The organism is Algoriphagus sp. (assembly GCF_039969895.1).
Lineage (GTDB): Bacteria > Bacteroidota > Bacteroidia > Cytophagales > Cyclobacteriaceae > Algoriphagus.
In genome coordinates this window covers 1,017,486-1,035,785 of the sequence record NZ_JBDVMZ010000012.1, presented here as the reverse complement: position 1 = coordinate 1,035,785, position 18,300 = coordinate 1,017,486, and the positions used below count along the sequence as shown (strand labels likewise).

Genomic DNA, 18,300 nt, shown 5'->3' with positions numbered 1-18,300 from the left:
CTATTTGATATCCTGAATCTGCTGACGGATAAGATCCGCCAATTCAGTTGGCACAGCTTGTTTGGTACATTTTGTTTTCAACACATCACGGATCGCCTGCTCCAGATGGTAATGCTCAAAGCAGGGTTGGCATTTGGCTAGCTTCTCCGTCAAGACTTCCTTGCTAGAACCTTCCAGCTCCCCATCCAAAATACTCTCTAATAGCTCGAAGCATTTGCTCTCGTCACCGCACTGCATTTTGCGCTCTCCTGGTATTTCTTCGTTCATTTCCATGCGTAATTAATCTATATTTTCCTCGTCTTGCTCCTGATCTGTCTTGTACCCCATGTGCTGAGCATAACTTTGAAGCTTCTCTTTCAAAAGATTTCTGGCTCGGTGCAATCTAGATCTCACCGTCCCGATAGGGATATCGTGGATCTTAGCCATCTCCTCGTAAGTGAATCCCTCCAAATCGCACAAGATGATCACAGTTCTGAAATCCACCGCCAAACTATTCAAAGCATTGGAGATCTCATCGCCGAGCATATCCTTGACGGATTCAGCCCGAAGATCGCTAGTGCTTTGGTAGTGAACGTCATCAGAGTTGTAATAAGTTTCAACTTCCTGGTAATCCACCTTCGTAGGCTGCTTGGACTTCTTTCTATACTCATTGATAAAGCTGTTTTTCAGAATTCTGAAAAGCCAAGCTTTGGCATTGGTGCCCTGCTCAAATGAGTTGATGAACCGATAGGCTTTCAGGTAAGTATCCTGCACAAGGTCTTTGGCATCATCCCCATCGAAGGTGAGTCTGTAGCCAAAATTGTACATTGAGTCTATGTGTGGCATAAACTCCCCATCGAAGATGGCATTTTTCTCTTCCTGAGAATATTTTCTGCGCTGAACTTCCGACATAAGCTTCAAAAGTAATGATTGGGTCAATTTATAACTAGGAATTGGGAAGAATTCGGGTGATTTCGTTTATTTTGTTATATGAATTGGCATAATTCCAGCCAAACATTCTCCCGTCATATCGCGCTATGTTTTTGTTCAGACTGCTTTCCCGGCTTCCCTTACCTGTATTATACCTATTCTCAGATTTCCTCTATCTCATCGCCCGCTATGTGATTCGCTACCGCAAAAAAGTGATTGATGAGAACTTGCTTCATGCTTTTCCAGAGAAAACTGCTGAAGAGAGAAAAGACATCCGGAATAAATTCTACCGGAATTTCACCGATGCATTTTTCGCAGAAACGATAAAAATGCTGACGATCTCAGAGAAAGAGCTGCGCCAAAGATTTCATGTACTCAATCAGGAAGTCGTGGACGAACCCGTAAAAGCAGGGAAAAGCACGCTTATGATGGCTGGACATGTGTTCAACTGGGAAATGGCAATTCTAGGAGTTGCGCTCAATACAGAAGTTACTGCTGAGACAGTCTACCTAAAACTGAACAACGCCTTCTTTAACGAGCTCATGCTCAAGATCAGGACGCACTTCGGAGGAGTGATGACTGAGAAAAAAGAATTCAGAAGAAGCATGATTACTATGCGCAGTGAGCCGAGAATTGTGCACCTTGCAGCCGATCAGCGACCTCCGGTATCAGATAGCAGATACACCCGCGAGTTTATGAATCGTCCCGCTTTGTTCTTCGAAGGGGGAGAATTTATGGCAAAGAAAATGGGACTTCCAGTTTTCTATGGGCAGATTACCAAAGAAAAACGTGGGCACTACCGTTTTGAATTTACAGAACTAGCCCGGCCTCCCTATGCAGACCATGCAGCACACAGCATCACAGATGAATTTTGTCGCAGGCTGGAGGAGAATATCCGCCGGCAACCTGAACTGTATCTTTGGAGTCATAAGCGGTGGAGGATATAGCTTATTGTGATTATCCGCGATGATGTCTGCATATGTCATTGCTTTGCTTATCTGGCTGGAAGACCGATGACGGATGACCGAAGTACCAGCAATGCTAGTGTTCAGCATCCCTTAAGTTTCTCTTGGTCTTTTGTCATTCGATTACGGACATATCTAATAAATGAGAGTTGAAACTTACCTTGTTTCTTGGCTCTTGAATCTAACATCTTGATACTAGCTACTTAAGTCTAGTGTCTTATATCTTGATACTAGCTACTAGCTTCTTGAATCTAACATAAAATGGATTACCTCGATAGTTTAAATCCTGCCCAGCGATTGGCAGTAGAACATACAGATGGCCCAGTGATGATCATCGCGGGCGCCGGATCCGGCAAAACCCGTGTACTTACCTACCGCATAGCTCACTTGATCTATGAAAAAGGCGTAGATGCTTTTAATATTTTGTCCCTGACCTTTACCAATAAAGCGGCAGCAGAAATGCGACACCGTATTGAATCTCTGGCCGGACTAGAAGCAAGAAATACCTGGATGGGAACATTTCACTCTGTTTTCGCAAAAATCCTGAGAGTAGAAGCTCCCAAGATCGGCTATCCTTCCAATTTCACCATTTACGATTCGGACGACTCCAAATCATTAATTCGCACGATCGTGAAGGAAATGCGCTTGGACGATAAAGTGTATAAAGCCAATGCCGTTCTTTCCAGAATCTCGGGTGCCAAAAACCGATTGATTTCCTGGAAAGTCTATCAGGATGACCCTTTCGTCAAAGCGGATGACGAAGCAGCAATGAAACCTAAAATGGGTGAAATCTATCAGCGCTATCAAGACCGACTTTTCAAAGCCGGAGCGATGGATTTTGATGATTTGCTTTTCAATACCAATATCCTTTTCCGCGATCACCTCGACGTGCTGAATAAATACCAGCAGCGCTTCCGCTATGTGATGGTGGATGAGTTTCAGGATACGAATCTCTCCCAATACCTCATCACCAAAAAACTAGCGGCTGTCCACCAAAACATCTGCGTGGTAGGTGACGATGCACAAAGTATCTATGCATTTCGCGGAGCAGATATTCAAAACATCCTGAATTTCGAGAAAGACTACCCGGATCTTTTTGTGGTGAAGCTAGAGCAAAACTACCGCTCCACGAAGATGATCGTCGATGCAGCCAATTCTATCATAGATAAAAACAAAGCCCAACTCAAGAAAAACGTCTGGACTTCCAATGGTGACGGAGATCAGATCGAGCTCATCAAAGCGAGCTCAGATAGCGAAGAAGGCAGGATTGTAGCCTCCACGATTTTCGAAGAGCGGAATACCAAAAAACTAAATAACAGCGATTTCGCAATCCTCTACCGCACCAACTCCCAATCCAGAGCGATGGAGGAAGCTTTGCGCAAGCTAAATCTTACCTATAAGATCGTAGGTGGACTTTCGTTTTACCAGCGGAAAGAGATCAAAGACCTGATGGCTTACATGCGCTTCACGGTAAATCCGGTGGACGAAGAAGCATTCAAGCGAATCGTCAATTATCCCAAACGAGGTATAGGTGATACGTCGGTGGATAAGATTTTGGTCGCAGCATTTGACCATGACATGCAGCTTTGGGAAGTAGTTCAAAATGCGCATAGCTTCATCGGAGGCAGAGCGGCAAGTCAATTGGATGATTTTGCCACGATGATCAAAGCTTTCCAAATCGAAGTGGAACGCAAGGATGCTTTTGAGGCAGCCAGCAGCATCGCCAAGCAAAGTGGTCTTCTTCGCGAGCTCTACGAAGACAAAACCATCGAGGGGCTAAACCGCTACGAGAACGTCCAGGAATTGCTGAACGGAATAAAAGAATATGTGGACAACGAGGAGAATGAGGACAAAAGCCTAGGCGCTTTTCTTCAGGAAATCGCCTTGCTCACAGATAACGATCGTGACAAAGACACCACTGACGCCATCACGCTGATGACGATTCACTCTTCCAAAGGATTGGAGTTCAAGCAGGTATTTGTGGTAGGGATGGAAGAAGATCTTTTCCCTTCTCAAATGATGATGCAAAGCAGGGAGGACTTGGAGGAGGAGCGCCGATTGTTCTACGTGGCCACCACTAGAGCGATGGACAAGTTATATTTCACCTATGCACTCACCAGGTATCGCTACGGAAGATTACTGAATTGTGAGCCAAGCAGATTTCTCGAAGAAGTATCGCCAGACTGTATCAAAGTAAGTAAAAAAGTGTCTTCAAAGGAGATGTCCGGAGCATTCCGAAAAGAAGGTTTGCCAGGAAGCTCAGAGACCTCATCAGGCTACATCGGCATTAAGAAAAAACCAGAATCTAGAATGCCTACGGCGATGAAATTGCATACGCCAAGTCCGGATTTCAAACCTTCCAATACCAACAATCTTCAAGCTGAGCAATTAGTAGAACATCCGAAGTTTGGCTTTGGAAAAGTTCAAAAGATTGAAACAGAAGGAATTAACCGAAAAGCAACGATTCAATTCGAGCATTTTGGTGAGAAAACATTATTACTTAGCTTTGCGAAGCTCAGAATTATAGACTAATCACCTGCTCCCCTGCCTTTTGGTAATTTTTTCGTTACCTTAATTAGCGCTAAACGGGATGCAACATGGAGCCATTAGAATTAGACAAACAACAACTCATTTTGAAAGAATACGGCAAAAACATTCAACGCCTCGTTGATCATATCACGGCGATTGAAGACAAGGATAAGCGTACCCAGAGCGCTTACACGGCAATTGAAATCATCAAACAATTGAATCCTAGCATGAAGCAGGAAAACGACCAGAAGCTTTGGGACGACTTGTACATCATGTCAGATTTCAAACTTGAGGTGGATTCCCCGTTTCCCATGCCTGAAAAAGAGCTATTGGGAAAAAAACCTTTGCCAATAGGCTACCCGACTAGTGAAATCAAATTTAAGCATTACGGCAGAAACATTGAGAAACTCATCGAAGGCGCCATCAAGCTTGAGGATGACGAGGAGCAGGAAGCTGCGATTATTTTCATCGGTCAGTTGATGAGAAGCTTTCATTCTACCTGGAACAGAGAAAATTTCGACGATGCCATAATCCTTGATGACATCAAGACGTTATCCAAAGGAAAATTGCATATCGATCTGGAAAAGGTAAAAGAGAACGGCTTGTTTGAATCAAATACACACCGTGACTTCAAAGTACCTATTCAGGAGGAAAAAAGAACTTCCAAAAACAAACGCTCTAATCACAGCAATAACAACAAGCGCCGTTCTAATGGCGGTCACAACAAAAAACGTAGAAATTAATGGGTTCATTTCGGGTAACTGGTGGAATTAAACTTAAGGGTGAAATAATTCCCCAAGGAGCAAAAAACGAAGCACTTCAAATTCTTTGCGCCGTCCTTCTCACTCCGGAGAAAGTAACCATAGAGAAAATCCCAAATATCGTCGATGTCAACAAGCTTATTGAGCTTTTGAGTGACATGGGAGTCAAAGTCACCAAAGAAGGACCGGATACCTACTCCTTCCAAGCGGACGAGGTCAATCTTGATTTCATGGAAACGGAAGAGTATCTCAAAAAAGCATCAGCTTTGAGAGGTTCAGTTATGCTTCTGGGTCCTCTACTTGCAAGATTTGGTACGGGTAAACTTTCCAAACCTGGAGGAGACAAAATCGGCCGTAGAAGAATGGATACCCATTTTACAGGTTTCCAGAAGCTAGGTGCCCAGTTCAATTACGACGCTAAAAATGAGATTTTCCACATTGACGGAAAAAATCTTAAAGGTTGCTACATGCTATTGGACGAGGCTTCCGTGACTGGAACAGCCAACATCGTCATGGCCGCAGCCATGGCAGAAGGTACCACGACCATCTACAATGCAGCTTGTGAGCCTTACTTGCAGCAGCTTTGTGATATGCTCAACCGCATGGGAGCAAAAATCTCTGGTGTAGGGTCAAACCTCCTGACTATTGAAGGAGTGAAAAAATTGGGAGGAACTAGACATAAAATGCTCCCTGATATGATTGAGATTGGTTCCTTCATTGGCCTAGCTGCCATGACCCAATCTGAGATTACGATCAAAGACTGCCAAATCCACAGACTTGGGATTATTCCTGACACCTTCAGAAGAATGGGGATTCAGCTGGAATTTAGAGGAGATGATATATTCATCCCTGCTCAAAAGCATTATGAAATTGAAACGTTCATCGATGGTTCTATTTTGACGGTGGCTGATCAGATTTGGCCTGGCTTTACACCTGATCTACTTTCTATCATTTTGGTGACTGCTACTCAGGCCAAAGGAACAGTTTTGGTGCATCAGAAAATGTTCGAATCCAGATTATTCTTTGTGGATAAGTTGATCGATATGGGCGCTCAGATCATCCTTTGCGATCCACATCGAGCAACTGTGATTGGTTTGGACAGAAAAACAGAACTAAGAGGAATCCGAATGACATCTCCGGATATTCGTGCCGGAGTAGCTTTGCTCATCGCCGCTCTCTCAGCCAACGGAACCTCTATCATCGATAATATTGAGCAAATCGACCGAGGCTATCAAAACATCGATGAGAGATTGAGAGCATTAGGTGCAGATATTGAAAGAATTTGATGAAAATTCTAGTACTGAGAAATTGAGGGCTTTGGAGAAATTCAAAGCCCTTTTTCGTGAATCTATTTTAACCTAAACAGCTAGCGTCATCATTACTCCCACTCTATCAACCCGATATAAAATTCAACTCGTGTTCTTATTTACATAAAGCACTCAACTGAGAGCTAGTAGTACTCAAAATAAATTCTTCAGCAATATTCCCAGATTTCCTTCCTTCTCGAAATTTTTGGTAAATTCTGGCTTGAAAAGCCAAAACAACCTATATGTCAAAGAAGAAATTGCGCAGCCAAGATTGGTATGGACGCACCGGAAAAGACGGATTCATCTACCGCTCATGGATGAAAAATCAGGGATTTCCTCACCACCTTTTTGAAGGAGACAAACCCGTAATCGGGATCTGCAATACCTGGTCAGAACTCACTCCTTGCAATGCTCACTTTAGAGATCTCGCGGAAGCATTAAAGCGCGGAATCTGGGAAGCTGGTGGATTCCCACTAGAATTCCCCGTGATGTCTCTTGGAGAATGCTCTATCAAACCCACTGCAATGCTTTTCCGCAATCTAGCCAGTATGGACGTAGAAGAAAGCATCCGTGCCAATCCTATGGACGGCGTAGTGCTGATGTGCGGATGTGATAAAACAACCCCTTCCCTCGTAATGGGAGCTGCATCTGTAGATCTACCTTCGATTGTACTTTCAGGTGGACCGATGCTGGTAGGCCGATTCAAAGGAAAAAAAATTGGAACCTCGGATATTTGGAGATTTGCAGAAGACTTCAAGCTTGGCAAAATCACCCAAGAGGAAATGATAGAAGCCGAAGCAGCGATGTCCCGCTCGGTGGGTCACTGCGCACCTATGGGCACTGCCTCTACGATGGCCGCCATGGTAGAATCTCTTGGTCTTTCCCTTCCGGACAATGCTACAATTCCCGCTGCAGATTCCAGAAGAAAGGTATTGGCTCACATGACTGGCATGCGTATCGTGGAGATGGTGAACGAAGATCTAAAAATGAGTAAAATCCTCACTCGAAAAGCATTCGAAAACTCCATTATGGTCAATGCTGCTTTGGGCGGATCCACGAATTTCATTCTTCATCTCACCGCCATTGCCAAGCGAATCGGCGTGGAGCTAGACTTGACAGATTTTGATAAATTCTCCTCCATTATTCCGCTCATAGCTAACGTACAGCCCTCAGGAGAACACTGGGTGGAAGATTTATTCTATGCAGGCGGACTACCGGCAGTCATGAAGGAAATTGAAAAACACCTCCACCGCGATTCAATTACCGCAAATGGCAAACCTTTAGGAGAAAACATTGAAAAGGCCGAGTGCTACGATAGAAACCTTATCGGCACCTTCGAGCAACCGATCAAACCAGAATCCGGCATCGCGGTACTCAAAGGCAACCTCTGCCCTAACGGCGCGGTGATCAAGCCTTCTGCGGCTACTCCAAGTCTGCTGACTCACACGGGTCGTGCGGTGGTATTTGAAAATATCGACGACTACAAGGCTAGAATAGACTCTCCCGAATTGGATATAGATGAAACCTGCGTGATGGTGATGAAGAATGTGGGCCCCAAAGGATATCCAGGCATGCCAGAGGTGGGCAACATGGGTTTACCTGAAAAACTCCTCAAAAAAGGTGTCAAGGATATGGTTCGAATTTCCGATGGAAGAATGAGTGGAACGGGATACGGCACGGTCGTTCTGCACGTTTCGCCAGAATCGGCTATAGGAGGACCATTAGCTTTTGTGCAGGATGGCGATTTGATCGAGCTGAATGTGCCAGCAAGGACCTTGAATCTGATGATTTCCGAAGAAGAGTTTGAGCGAAGAAGAGCGGATTTTCAGCCTCTAAACCTGCCTTATGAGCGTGGTTATGTCAACCTTTTCCTAGACAAAGTAAACCAAGCGCATGAGGGAGTGGATTTTGATTTCCTCCAAGGTAGCTCAGGATCGGAAGTAAAGCGAGATTCACATTAATTAAAAAATATGATTATCCGAAATAATGCCAGTCACCTTGTATTCCTTGCTTAGCTGGTTGGAAGACCGATGACCGAAGGGGCCTCAATTCTTAAGTTTAACATTTGCTACATTGCTTATTCCTCCTTACTGGTAGAAAAGCGGATAATCATATTAAAAAAACCTCCAAATGATCTGCCCCAAAAAAGTTGGACAGTTATTGGGGGCTAGTCCAAAATTGGAGGTTTTTTTAATTGCATTAGCTTAACTCTTTGAAAATATAGGCTTCATTGTAATCGATATCAAAAGCTTTTAGTAAGTCTCGATATTCCGTTAGAAAATCTTTTTTAGCATGGTGAGCCTCTTGATTTTCTATATAAGAAATAACTTTAGAAAGTTGACTTCTAGAATGGGAAAATGCACCGTATCCATCTTGCCATGCAAATGGAAATGAGCAAAAACCTTCCCTCTTAATCCATTTTGTTGATTCAGACTTTACATTCCCTACGATTGAAGAGATAGATTGATCAGGATTGAGTCCTATAAATATATGTATATGATCAGGCATACTATTAATTTGGATCATCTTGTGTTTGTTGTTTTGAAAAATTTCAGTGAGGTATTGATGAAGTCTTTCATTCCAATTTTTCTGTATCGATGCATTTCTGAATTTAACTGCAAAGACAAGATGCACATAGAGTTGGGTGTAGGTATTGGCCATAAAAAGTATGTTTAGATTTCACATGAGCACATCAATTTAACTTCAAAATTTTGAATTGAAATAAGTTGATAATGTAAAACAATTTTCACCATGCATCCCTACAGGATGCGAATGAACAGCTGATTATTTGCTACATACAAATCGTTCCCATGGGGCGAGGTCTATTTGAGAATGAGCTGAAAAAACTTTTTCCATCTTTCAACCTAATTCTATCTCAAATTCCACCTCACTTATTTCATTTATTTCTACATTAATGAAAATAAAAAATCACACCCTTGAAACCTCAAAAAACCGCCATCATCACAGGAGCCGGACAAGGAATTGGATTGGCGATCGCAGAGAAACTAGCTGCGCAAAGTACCAATCTAATTCTGAACGACCTCGAAGAAGGCCTAATCACCGAAGCTTGTAAGCGCATCAGTCATGTGCATGGAGTCTCTGCACTTGCCATTCCTGGAGATTCCAGCTCTGAAAGAGTGATTGATGAGCTGATCGATACCGCTAGGTCAAATTTTGGCTCGGTAGATATGGTCGTGGCTAATTCTGGAATTACTCTTTTTGGAAGCTTTCTGGATTACTCTAGAGCTGACTTTATGGAAGTGACTCGTGTCAATCAAGCCGGCACTTTCTTTTTGGCTCAGGCCGCTGCAAAAGTGATGAAGGATCAGCCCAATGGCGGAGCATTACTTTTCACCTCATCAGTCACAGCACACCAAAGCCATGAAAATCTCGCTGCTTATGCCATGAGTAAGGCAGCACTGGAAATGCTGGCTAAAAACCTAGTACTCGAGCTCGCACCCTACAAAATCCGCATAAACAGTATCGCCCCGGGAGCTACGGTGACCAATAGAACTACTATGGATCCAGCCTATGTGGCCACCTGGTCGAAGATCACGCCATTAGGCAGACCTGCTGCGGTGCAGGACATCGCCAATGCTGCTGCGTTTCTTCTCTCGGACGAAGCTAGACACATCACCGGGCAAACGCTCATCATCGATGGCGGCTGGACCAGCGTCAGTCCCTCTCCTTATGCCTGAAAATCACCAAATATCCTTACCCAGCCTGAAACTCTACAAGCAGGCTCCCGCACCATGGAAACTGGAAGGGGAAGGAATGATCATGATTTTCAAATTCTCCAAAAGCTGGGTGGAAAAGCATGGAAATTTGCCAGAGCATTTGAAGGGCAAATTCAAAGGTGGATTGGGCTATGTGATGCTGGTCAACTATCATTCCTCTCCCGTTGGGCCTTACAGAGAATTGCTTTTCATTCCTGGAAAATTTGGCCCATATAGCAAACAAGCTATCACCAAAATCTACGTGGACGCCGAAGTCAGCACTCAAAATGGCCACGTCAATTGGGGGATTCCGAAGGAAACATTGCCATTTTCTTGGGAGAAAAAAGAGGGGATAGAACTAGTACAAGTAAAGGATGGGGATAAGACTGTTTTCTCCTGCGAAATTACAACCGGAATAATCCCTTTTCCGATCTCTACCAGTCTATTGCCCATCGATCTACATCAGCTTTGGGATGGCGTAGATTTTTTCACCAAACCATCAGGAAACGGCTGGGGAAAACGCTGCAAGGTGAAAAATCTGGAAATTGACCCTTCCTATTTCCCTGACTTCAGCAATCAAAAACCTCTATTTGCCGTCAAAGTAGATCCCTTCAAAATCAAATTCCCCGAAGCTACCTATGCTATATAAGCAGTTTACGGAAGCTCATATTATCGTCACCGGCGCAGCTTCTGGGATCGGGGAGGAACTGGTAAGACAATTAATCCCCTCAAATTCACAGATTTTGGCAGTTGATTTTGATAGAATAGGTTTGGAAAGATTGCAAAATGAATTTCCAAAAATCACTATTCTTCAGGCTGATTTAAGTCAAAAATTGGGGAATGAAACGATTATTACGTGGGTTGAAGGGAATTGGAATCGAGTAGATTTTTGTTTTGCAAATGCTGGGAAAGCAGAATTTGCTCCAGCCGAATCCCAGAACTGGAAAGAAATGGATCGCCTTTTCCAACTCAATGTTTTTAGCCCAATTCAAATCGGCTTGATGATCCGACAGCTATTTCCAAATGGAGTATTTCGATTGATCATCACTGCTTCAGCAATGTCTTTTTGGACGATTCCCGGCTACAGCTTATATGCGGCTACCAAATCCGCTTTGTTGCAATGGGCTCGTACAGTGTGGCTGGAGAAAAGTGGCGACTGGCTCACCTTGGTTTTTCCGATCGCCACCAAAACCAAGTTTTTCGATAGCGCTGGCAAGGATATTCCAACCGCTTTTCCAGTCCAATCGCCAAGCTGGGTTGCTACCGCTATCCTTCGTGGCACAGCCAAAGGAAAGAAGAAAATATTTCCTTCGCCGCTTTTTCTCGGAATGCTATTCGTAACAAGATTTTTCAGGATTTTAAAAAAGCTTTACCAACTCTTTGAATACCAGAAGTATAAAAAGTGGCTCAAAAAACAATCCGAATCCTAAGTCTATTACCTTTACAAAAAACCAAAGCTATGAAATCGAGCCTGCCTGAGGCAGACAGGTATGAAGAGAGCATTACACGGAGAGATATTTATTCACCATGCGAGAGTTCATAGCCTGCCTATTAATCGGGGCGTCTTTAATAAACCAAATTATAAACATATGAAAAACATCTTACTCGCAGTAGTTGCGGTTTGCGCGTTGCAGGCCTGTCAACCCAAAGAAACCTTACCGGATACCTTGCCGATGAAAGTTGCCAAGGCCTACGGAATAGAGAATTTTGACAAGATCAATTCCATCGCCTACACCTGGAATGTCCAAAGAGACTCGGTCAATGTGCTTTCGCGTGACTGGAAATGGAATATTAAAGACAGCACGGTGTATTACTCTGGTGATGACACCACATTTACTTACAGCCTGACAGCCGAAACCTTGCCTGAGAAAGATGGCGCGTTCGTCAATGACAAGTATTGGTTCATGATGCCATTCCAACTGGCTTGGGATACAGGTTATACTTTTGAAACCGAGGAAAATGTAGCTAGTCCGATCAAGAGTACCAACTCAACCAAACTAACTATCCTATATAGTGCTGGCGAAGCTAAAGCTCCAGGAATGGGCTACACCCCTGGAGATGCGTATGATTTGTATTTGGATGAAAACAACAAAATCCTAGAGTGGACTTTCAGAAGAGGTAACGGGATAGAAGGAAGAACCTGGACCTGGGAAAATGAGGAGAAATTCGGAGGCATCACCCTAGCAAAAGATCACATGGGAGCCGAGGGCAGGCGGTTTATTTGGTTTACTGATATTAAAGTAGATTAACTGTACTGAAAAAATTTTATTAAGCCGTTTGCACAATGCGAACGGTTTTTTTTGCATTGAGCTAATTAATGACTGAGAATTTGAACTCCGATAGCTTTCATTTCAATACGTTAAAAAGCTCTAAAAAAATAACCATTTAATAGTTACATTATAACAAGATTAGTTATTTCTCTTGTCTAAACTCAATGTGCGCACTCCCTAACAAAAAAATCAATTTCTTTGACTTTCAATCATTTAGAGAAATTTTAGTTAAAAAAATAAGAATATTTGAATAAATAAAACTATAATTACAATTCACTTTAACTAATTAAAACATGAAAAAAGTACTATTCCCCTTGATCATTTTTGGAGCTTTCCTTGCCCCCTCAGATTCCTTTGCTTTAGATGACTGGTGCACTAATCAAATACGAGCAGATGTCTGGCATATGAATGGAATGTCTGTTGCTATTGGGAAAGAACCGATGTTTAGCCTGTTCTTTACAAAAGTTATTTGTTGCACTAATGGAACTGATATGGATCACTGCAATCAGAGCTTAGAAGATCCAGCGTGTTCACAACTAGTAGTAAGAGGAGCTTGTATTCCAATAGGAGAAGTTTAGCACTAAACCAATGTCAGACCTGAGAAAACTTAAACTCAGGTCTTTCCCATATATATGAAGAATATAATTATACTACTTTGTTTATTAACCATACTAATTTCTTGTAAGGAGAAAAGTTCTGGTATGATTGAAATAGACTCCAATCAAAATTCAGGTAATTTTGATTTAGCTAACTTTTATAGCTCAACAGATTATGTAGGACTGACATTTCCGGATTCAGTCAACCTGACGTCAATTAGAAGCTCCAAAATAAAGAATGATAAACTTTATGTTCATGACCTTCCTCAGAATAAAATACTCGTCTTTGATCTGAATACCGAAAGCTTTTTATATACAATACAAGAAATTGGAGAAGGCCCTGAAGAGTACCAGTTGATTAATGATTTTGATGTAGATGAGAATGATATTCTATACATCTATGACTTTGGAAGGAAAATCATTGCCTTTAAAGACGGCCAATTTTATAAGGAATGGCATCAATTGAAATTACATATCAGAGGATTTCAAAAGACAAAAAATGGATTTTTATTAATCTCGCCAAATGAAGGCTATGAGCAAAATAGATACCCTATAGTTGAAATAGATCAAGAAGGTAATGTTCTCAATCTCATGGGAGGAGAAATGGCAGAACGTTTGTCTTTACCTATTAAATTCTTTCAAAAAGAATCTAATTCAATCTATATCAATGATATGTACAATAATCAGATCGTAACATTTGATATAGAAACTGATTCAATTGAATATTCCAAATTTTTCATCAAAGACAGTTCTACTTTTCAGATTGTAGATTTTTGGCAGATTAATTTTGAAGATTATTTTCTGATGATAGCTTTCCAAAAAGGTGAGGAGGAGCAGGGAATAATATCATACTTCAAGGAAAATAAGTTTGTTTCAAACTACACTTCCTTCCTATGTTCCTTAGACTTACTTGCCATGAGTTCATTTCCTACCAACGACGACAAAGGTGAATACGATTACTCGCTAATGACCGATGAATTCTTCCCTAGCTTTGAGGACTACTTGAAGAACATCACTGTTGAGATGGGAGGAAGTTTAGAATTGGATGGAGATTATTACAGTTTTAAAGAATATAAGCTTGAAAAAAATAAGTTTGAAGCCAACCGTACAAAAATTCTAGGCATTTTAAGCAACAACAAAATCCTAATGAGGAAATATATCCGGAGATAAAATAGAAATATTTACCTTAAGCCGCTTGCTTGGTGCAAGCGGCTTTTTTGTGACTTTTCACTAAATTGAACTACATCAAATCCATAAAAAGCACTTCTCTTCACGACAGGCAATGGACGAAATTTGGCCCATACAGCTAGCTATCAAGTTAACCCTGCTTACTAGCTATTACCTTTAGTGCTTTTTCTACCTCTGCGAAACGATTACTCCGGCAGCGAAAACACAAATTTTAACCTGCTCTCTACACCTAGGAGATATGCCGCTTCGAGTCACATTAGTAGCACCTTCCAAAACTACCAACCTAATTACTATTTCATAGCCATTCTCATTTTTAGTATATTTGAAACTAGAGCTCAAAACTAGACAACTGTTTATCCATACAAATGAACGTGGGACCGATTAAACTTTTATTAGCCGACGACGACGAAGACGATCGCTTCTTTTTTAAGGATTCCCTTTCAAAATTACCCTTTGAAACGAATCTACTAACCGTGGCAAACGGCGAAGAACTAATGTCCTTGCTATCGACCTCCGAGAAGAATATTGCAGATGTCCTATTCCTCGACTTGAATATGCCGCGAAAATCTGGCTTCGAATGTCTAGCTGAGATCATGGCCAATGATAAGTTCAAAGATTTACCCATCATCATATATTCCACTTCAATGGATGAGCCTGTAGTGAATACACTTTACGAGCAAGGCGCATTTCATTATATCCGCAAGCCAGGCGAATATTCGAAATTAAAAGATGTCATTTTTAAGGGGCTCAGCAGTTTAATCAACAACTCCATCAAACCCTCAAAAGACAATTTTGTAATCCAATCATCCTAAGAAAACCTATGTCAGATCAACGTTCAGCTACTACAAACTTCCCTGTGGGAGGAGGTGAAATGGGTCAATTGATTCGTGAAAAAGACTGGAGCAAGACATCGATAGGAAGCCAAGAGCAGTGGTCGCAGAGTTTTAAGACGACACTGAACATTCTCCTGTATTCCAAATTCCCTAAGTTTTTATGGTGGGGTCCAGATTTTCTATGTTTTTACAACGATGCCTACAGGCCTAGCTTAGGTACTGAAGGAAAACATCCCACCATATTAGGTATGCCTGGAAAAGATGCTTGGCCAGAAACCTGGTCATTTTCCAGGCCACTCATAGCACAAATCATGGATGGTGGAGAAGCACTATTTTTTGAAAACTTATTGGTTCCCATTACTAGAAATGGGAAACTTGAAGATGTCTATTGGACTTTCAGCTTCAGCCCTGCAATAGATGATGATGGCAAAATCTCAGGTGTCATTGTTACTTGTGTAGAAACCACAGAAGAAGTGCTGACGAAAAGTAAACTTGAAAGAAGCGAACTAAAGCTCAGACTCATCATTCAACAGGCTCCTGCTTCAATAGCCACTTTTAAAGGACCTAATTATATTACGGACATTGCCAATGCAAATGCATTAGCGCTCTGGGGCCGCAAAGAAAACCAGATATTAAACAAACCGATTCTGGAAGCTATGCCAGAATTGGCAGATCAAGGTATAAAAGCACTACTCGACGACGTCTATACAACTGGAAATCGGTTTGCTGCATCAGAATTGCCAATACAGATTCTAAGAAATGGCGAACTGGAAACAATCTATATAAACTTCAGCTACGAGGCTCTTTATAATGCGGAAGGTGAAATTGATGGCATAATAGCGATTGGACATGATGTCACGTTCCAAGTACTTGGACATAAAAAAATCGAAGCTAATGAAGAGAAACTAAAACTGGTCATTGATGCTTCCGAGCTAGGAACGTATGAGTTCAATTTCTCTAGCAAAGCTTTAGAAAGTTCTGATCGGCTGCGAGAAATATTTGGCTTTTCGGGCAAAGCCCTAATCAGTCACCAGCAATTTTTAAATTGTATCCACCCAAAAGATCTAGAGATTAGGAATAAAGCACTTGAAAAAGCGCTAATTGACGGAAACCTCATCTACACCAGTAGAGTAATTCTTCCTGACGAGCAAATACGGTGGATAGAAACTAGAGGAAAAGTACATTTTGACTCTGAAAATAAACCCATTAGAGTCCTCGGCACTGTTCGAGATATCACTGCCGAAAAGACCAGCAGGCAAAAACTGGAAGAAAGTGAGCAGAAATTCAGACTTCTGGCTGACTCATTACCACAGCACATTTGGACCGCGGATGTCGATGGCAATGTGAATTATTTCAATCAATATGTGTATGATTTTTCAGGCTTTAGCTCCAAGCGCATAGACGAAGAAGGCTGGCTAGCTATTGTGCATCCCGACGACAGAGAGGCAAATGTCAAAGCCTGGACCGACTCGATTTCCACCGGAAAAGACTTCCTGTTTGAACATAGATTCCGCAAGCATGACGGCACTTATCGATGGCAACTAAGTCGTGCCAAACCTCAGCTAAATCAAGATGGAGAAATACAAATGTGGGTAGGCTCTAGTACAGATATCCATGATCAAAAGGAATTTACCGAAGAACTGGAAAGATTGGTAGTAGAGCGCACCAACGAGCTAGCGCAGAATATGAAAGATTTGGCAAATATGAATAAGGAGCTTCAGTCATTTGCCTACATTTCCAGCCATGACCTGCAGGAGCCGCTTCGCAAAATCCAGACTTTTTCCACCCTACTCCTGGAAAATGAATACGACAATCTGACGGAGGATGGAAAAGAACAATTTAAAAGAATGCAAAATGCTGCCAGAAGAATGCAGCTTTTGATCAATGATCTATTGGCCTATTCCAGAACGACGATCTCAGAGCGGATTTATGAACCTACCGATCTCAATAAGTTAATCACTGAAGTGAAAATGGATCTGAAAGAAGAGTTGGCTTCTCATCAAGCGGTCATAGAGTCGGATAAATTGTGCACGCTCAGCGTCATTCCTTTTCAGTTTCGCCAGCTACTACAAAACCTCATCAGTAATTCGTTGAAATTCACCGTAAAAGATCGAGATCCACATATTCAGATCGCTAGCGAAAAAGGCCTGGGCAGTGAATTTGAGGTGGATCGCCTCTCCCCTACGACCAACTACTGCCACATACGAATCTCAGACAATGGGATTGGATTTGATCAGAAATACAACGAACGAATTTTTGAACTCTTTCAGCGGCTTCATGGCAAGGATAAGTTTCAAGGCACAGGTATTGGCTTGGCCATCGTCAAAAAAATAGTAGAAAATCATAATGGCTTTATCGTGGCCAATGGAAAGCCAAATCAAGGGGCGACGTTTGACATTTATTTGCCGGAAAACTAGAGGCACTAGTACAACTTGATTTTCTCTTTCGTGTCTATCCGCTTTTACACCAGTGGGGAGCTTAATGCACTATAAGATTTGGTCAACTTAAGAAGTGAGGTTACTTCGGTCCGGATGAGCAAGGGAATTTTGGATACTGGCAAGATTGAGGATAACCAAATTCTCTAAAACTAGAGTCCTGCTGAAGTAGCCCTTCAGCAGGCTTTTTTTAGTCTATAAGCTCCAAACTTTACCAATTTCACTGACTGGAACGCAGCCAAGGAATTCCCCAGGGATCGGATCGTAGTTTAAGATGTTTTTACCAACTTCCTCCGAACTGAAATACCCCCACAAAGCTTGAGATTTGAGTTGCCGATAGAAAGAAACCGGCTTTTGTTCGCCAACGGAGGTACCCCAGACACCCCGATTGAATGTTTCTGATTTGGCCTCTTGCCCCTGCAAAAACTTCGATTTCTCTTCCTTTCCCAGCTCGGAAAAATATTTCCCAAACTCCTCCTTCGCCTCATTATTGAGTTGATCTATTCCTTCTTTCACGTTGGCCTGGGCTTCAGTTCCGTAAGTTTTCGCATAGACCATATCCAAAAACATATCTGTTTTCACATCTAACGCTCCAGGCGTTTCAGTTTTGGGAAGGATAGTGTCCACAAATGAGCTGATAAACTGAGCCTGATTCTCGGAAAGAAACTGCGGAGTCCAGCCCAACCTTGGAGTTTGGCTACAGGATTGGAGAATTGAAAAAAGACTAGGAGCAGCCATGGCTGAACCTGCAAGCAAACCAGTTTTTCGTAAAGCGTCTCTTCTATTCATGG

17 protein-coding genes are annotated in these 18,300 nt (G+C 42.2%); 13 read left to right on the top strand and 4 right to left on the bottom strand.

Annotation, left to right across the window (positions count from 1 at the left end; all coding sequences use genetic code 11):
• Together ABJH64_RS10625 and ABJH64_RS10620 are read right to left on the bottom strand one after the other, a co-directional pair.
• The gene (locus ABJH64_RS10625; protein ID WP_348275452.1) at positions 1 to 273 is read right to left on the bottom strand and encodes an anti-sigma factor; all 273 of its coding nucleotides are present in this window, start codon (positions 271 to 273) and stop codon (positions 1 to 3) included.
• A 6-nt stretch (positions 274 to 279) separates the two neighbouring features.
• Complete coding sequence (locus tag ABJH64_RS10620; protein ID WP_348275451.1) at positions 280 to 891, bottom strand: sigma-70 family RNA polymerase sigma factor; 612 nt, start codon at positions 889 to 891, stop codon at positions 280 to 282.
• 125 nt (positions 892 to 1,016) lie between these two features.
• On the opposite strand from ABJH64_RS10620, the gene ABJH64_RS10615 reads away from it, so the two are divergent.
• The 5 genes from ABJH64_RS10615 to ABJH64_RS10595 all read left to right on the top strand — a co-directional run bounded on the left by ABJH64_RS10615 (position 1,017) and on the right by ABJH64_RS10595 (position 8,432).
• Positions 1,017 to 1,856, top strand: a complete 840-nt coding sequence (locus ABJH64_RS10615; protein WP_348275450.1) for a lysophospholipid acyltransferase family protein — start codon at positions 1,017 to 1,019, stop codon at positions 1,854 to 1,856.
• Between the two features lie 279 nt (positions 1,857 to 2,135).
• Positions 2,136 to 4,406 carry a UvrD-helicase domain-containing protein gene (locus ABJH64_RS10610; protein ID WP_348334673.1) on the top strand — a complete coding sequence of 757 codons (2,271 nt, stop codon included), beginning with the start codon at positions 2,136 to 2,138 and terminating at the stop codon, positions 4,404 to 4,406.
• 65 nt (positions 4,407 to 4,471) lie between these two features.
• A complete protein-coding gene (locus ABJH64_RS10605; RefSeq protein ID WP_348277168.1) occupies positions 4,472 to 5,146 on the top strand; it encodes a DUF4290 domain-containing protein in 675 nt (224 codons plus the stop codon).
• Entirely contained in the window at positions 5,146 to 6,450 is a 1,305-nt protein-coding gene (murA, locus tag ABJH64_RS10600; RefSeq protein ID WP_348277169.1) for a UDP-N-acetylglucosamine 1-carboxyvinyltransferase, read from the top strand. Before ABJH64_RS10605 ends, murA begins: the two co-directional genes overlap by 1 nt.
• A 263-nt stretch (positions 6,451 to 6,713) precedes the next feature.
• Positions 6,714 to 8,432: an IlvD/Edd family dehydratase gene (locus ABJH64_RS10595; protein WP_348277170.1), complete on the top strand. Its 1,719-nt coding sequence runs from the start codon at positions 6,714 to 6,716 to the stop codon at positions 8,430 to 8,432.
• A 238-nt stretch (positions 8,433 to 8,670) separates the two neighbouring features.
• Here the strand turns inward: ABJH64_RS10595 and tnpA are convergent, their stop codons facing one another.
• Entirely contained in the window at positions 8,671 to 9,132 is a 462-nt protein-coding gene (tnpA, locus tag ABJH64_RS10590) for an IS200/IS605 family transposase (protein WP_348277171.1), read from the bottom strand.
• A gap of 275 nt (positions 9,133 to 9,407) precedes the next feature.
• On the opposite strand from tnpA, the gene ABJH64_RS10585 reads away from it, so the two are divergent.
• The 8 genes from ABJH64_RS10585 (at position 9,408) to ABJH64_RS10550 (ending at position 17,491) form a co-directional block, all read left to right on the top strand.
• Positions 9,408 to 10,169: an SDR family oxidoreductase gene (locus tag ABJH64_RS10585; RefSeq protein ID WP_348277172.1), complete on the top strand. Its 762-nt coding sequence runs from the start codon at positions 9,408 to 9,410 to the stop codon at positions 10,167 to 10,169.
• Positions 10,162 to 10,836, top strand: a complete 675-nt coding sequence (locus ABJH64_RS10580; protein ID WP_348277173.1) for a hypothetical protein — start codon at positions 10,162 to 10,164, stop codon at positions 10,834 to 10,836. Before ABJH64_RS10585 ends, ABJH64_RS10580 begins: the two co-directional genes overlap by 8 nt.
• Complete coding sequence (locus ABJH64_RS10575) at positions 10,826 to 11,617, top strand: SDR family NAD(P)-dependent oxidoreductase (RefSeq protein ID WP_348277174.1); 792 nt, start codon at positions 10,826 to 10,828, stop codon at positions 11,615 to 11,617. Before ABJH64_RS10580 ends, ABJH64_RS10575 begins: the two co-directional genes overlap by 11 nt.
• Positions 11,618 to 11,776: 159 nt before the next feature.
• Positions 11,777 to 12,436 carry a hypothetical protein gene (locus ABJH64_RS10570; protein ID WP_348277175.1) on the top strand — a complete coding sequence of 220 codons (660 nt, stop codon included), beginning with the start codon at positions 11,777 to 11,779 and terminating at the stop codon, positions 12,434 to 12,436.
• Between the two features lie 314 nt (positions 12,437 to 12,750).
• Positions 12,751 to 13,035 (top strand): hypothetical protein, encoded by a 285-nt coding sequence (locus ABJH64_RS10565; protein WP_348277176.1) that lies wholly within the window; start codon positions 12,751 to 12,753, stop codon positions 13,033 to 13,035.
• Between the two features lie 54 nt (positions 13,036 to 13,089).
• The gene (locus ABJH64_RS10560; protein WP_348277177.1) at positions 13,090 to 14,223 is read left to right on the top strand and encodes a 6-bladed beta-propeller; all 1,134 of its coding nucleotides are present in this window, start codon (positions 13,090 to 13,092) and stop codon (positions 14,221 to 14,223) included.
• Between the two features lie 383 nt (positions 14,224 to 14,606).
• Complete coding sequence (locus ABJH64_RS10555) at positions 14,607 to 15,053, top strand: response regulator (protein ID WP_348277178.1); 447 nt, start codon at positions 14,607 to 14,609, stop codon at positions 15,051 to 15,053.
• Positions 15,054 to 15,061: 8 nt separating this feature from the next.
• Entirely contained in the window at positions 15,062 to 17,491 is a 2,430-nt protein-coding gene (locus ABJH64_RS10550; protein WP_348277179.1) for a PAS domain S-box protein, read from the top strand.
• A gap of 213 nt (positions 17,492 to 17,704) precedes the next feature.
• On the opposite strand, the gene ABJH64_RS10545 is transcribed toward ABJH64_RS10550, so the two are convergent.
• Positions 17,705 to 18,298 carry a gluconate 2-dehydrogenase subunit 3 family protein gene (locus ABJH64_RS10545; RefSeq protein WP_348277180.1) on the bottom strand — a complete coding sequence of 198 codons (594 nt, stop codon included), beginning with the start codon at positions 18,296 to 18,298 and terminating at the stop codon, positions 17,705 to 17,707.
• Between the last annotated feature and the right edge of the window lie 2 nt (positions 18,299 to 18,300).